Genomic DNA, 2,212 nt, shown 5'->3' on the forward strand with positions numbered 1-2,212 from the left:
CGTGCGCCCGGCGATCACCTGCGCGAACGAGGTGGGCGCGGTGGGCCCGTCGCCGCAGGCGGCCAGCAGCAGCGCGAGTGCGGCGCAGGCGAGGGTGACGGGCGTGCGGAGGGAGCGAGCCTTCAATGGACCTCGGGAGCCTTGCCGGGAGTGCCTGCGGGTGGGGATACCACGGAAGGTAGGGACGGCGGCCGGGGGCGTCAAGCGCGGGCGCCGCCGCTTCTTGACACCCCTTCCGCGCGCGGGATAGGTTGCACATCGAACGTTCGAACGCAGTCCTTCCCCATCCTGCCGAGCATGACCGACGAGCGAAGCGCGTACGACGAGAAGCTGGAGAGCATCCTGCGCACGGCGGCCGGCATCTTCGCGGAGAAGGGCTACCACCAGGCCAGCATCCGCGACATCGCCCGTGCCACCAAGGTCAGCCTCTCGGGGCTGTACTACTACTTCAAGAGCAAGGAAGAGCTGCTCTTCCTCATCCAGGACCACGCGTTCGGCACGCTGGTGGCCAACCTGGAGCGCCTGCTGGAGGGCGTGGAGGAGCCGCACCGCCGCATCCGGCTGCTGATCGAGAACCACCTGCGGTACTTCGTGGCCAACATGGCCGAGATGAAGGTGCTCTCGCACGAGGCCGAGTCGCTCACCGGCGAGTACCGCAGCCGCGTGAACGCCAAGAAGCGGCGCCTCACCGAGATCGCGGTGAGCATCCTGGGCGAGCTGCGGCCCGGCGGCGGCGTGGACACGCGCACTGCCGCGTTCGCCATGTTCGGGATGATGAACTGGATCTACAACTGGTACCGGCCCGAGCGCGACGCGCCGGTGGAGAAGCTGGCCGAGGAGATGAGCCGCATCTTCCTGGAAGGCTTCCTCCCCGACGGCGCCCAAGTGCCCGACGCGGCGAGAGAGACCGCGCCGGGCGAGCAGAACCCATCGATCTGGCGCACCGCGCCCGCCGAAGGCTGAGCGGCGCTTTCGATCACACTTCGCGTTAAACCACCCTCGGAGAACAAGATGGCAGACACGACGCTGGTGCACTACGAGGCCAAGGACGGCATCGCGCTCCTCACGCTCGACGACCCGCCGGCGAACACGTACACGCACGAGATGATGGTGCAGATCGACGCCGCCGTGCTCAAGGCGCGCTTCGACGCCACCGTCGACGTGATCGTGATCGTGGGCGCGGGCGAGAAGTTCTTCTGCGCCGGCGCCAACATCAACATGCTCTCCAAGGCCGACCCGACCTGGAAGTACTACTTCTGCCTGCACGCCAACGAGACGCTGCTGCGCCTGGAGCACACGCCCAAGCTGGTGATCGCGGCGCTGAACGGCCACACGGTGGGCGGCGGCCTGGAGATCGCCATGGCGGCCGACATCCGCATCGCGCGCCGCGGCGCCGGCAAGGTGGGGCTTCCCGAGGTATCGCTGGGCGTGCTGCCCGGCACCGGCGGCACCCAGCGCCTCACGCGCCTGATCGGCGCCAGCAAGGCGATCCAGCTCATGGCCGAGGGCGGCAACTTCGACTTCGAGGAGGCCGAGCGCCTGGGCATCGTGAACAAGGTGCTCGACAGCGAGTCGCGCGATGCCTTCCTGGAGCAGGTGCTGGAGTACGCGAAGAGCTTCACGCGCCCCAACAAGGCCACGTTCGCGGTGGGCAACATCAAGCGCGCGTGCCAGACGGGCGGTTCGCTGCCGCTGGAGCAGGGCCTGGCGCTGGAGCGCGAGCTGCAGGCGCTGCTCTTCAACAGCAGCGACGCCAAGGAGGGCCTGAACGCCTACGTCGAGAAGCGCAAGCCGGCCTTCACCGGCAAGTAGGCGGCGCCGAGCGGTACACTGCACTCGGGGGATGAGGAGCGGGCGACGGCCGCCGCTTCCCTCCCCCGCTTGCTTTTGCGGGCGCGGGCGGGGAGGTTTGGGGGCGAGGGAAGGCTTGGCGCGCTTCACAGGTTCGAGGCGGCGGAGAGGGCCCCCTCCCCCAACCCCTCCCCCAAAACTGCCTGGGGGAGGGGCGTCAGGGTGGTGCGTGACGGTGGGATGGTGCGGCTGGTTGGGACTGCTGCCGGCGGTTGATGATCGTCGAGCGCTGGACCATTCCGCTGTACTGCGAGACGGGGCGGGGTGGATTCTGCCCCACTCCCAACCCAGCCCGCACCCCGCCCGACCCTCCCGACCCACACTTTTGGTCTCCCCTCCCCCAGGCAGTTTTGGGGGAGGG

2 protein-coding genes are annotated in these 2,212 nt (G+C 68.9%); both read left to right on the forward strand.

Annotated elements, in window-relative coordinates; translation table 11 throughout:
* Positions 1-297: 297 nt before the first annotated feature.
* Positions 298-963, forward strand: coding sequence for a TetR/AcrR family transcriptional regulator (locus tag VFE05_24410; GenBank protein HET6233242.1), 666 nt, complete (start codon positions 298-300; stop codon positions 961-963).
* 48 nt (positions 964-1,011) lie between these two features.
* Positions 1,012-1,812: an enoyl-CoA hydratase/isomerase family protein gene (locus VFE05_24415; protein HET6233243.1), complete on the forward strand. Its 801-nt coding sequence runs from the start codon at positions 1,012-1,014 to the stop codon at positions 1,810-1,812.
* Positions 1,813-2,212: the final 400 nt, after the last annotated feature.

The sequence above is a fragment of the Longimicrobiaceae bacterium genome, from assembly GCA_035696245.1.
Lineage (GTDB): Bacteria > Gemmatimonadota > Gemmatimonadetes > Longimicrobiales > Longimicrobiaceae > DASRQW01.

Coding starts and splice junctions, on each gene's coding strand:
- VFE05_24410 (HET6233242.1), top strand. CDS start 298: ATGACCGACGAGCGAAGCGCGTACGACGAGAAGCTGGAGAGCATCCTG.
- VFE05_24415 (HET6233243.1), top strand. CDS start 1,012: ATGGCAGACACGACGCTGGTGCACTACGAGGCCAAGGACGGCATCGCG.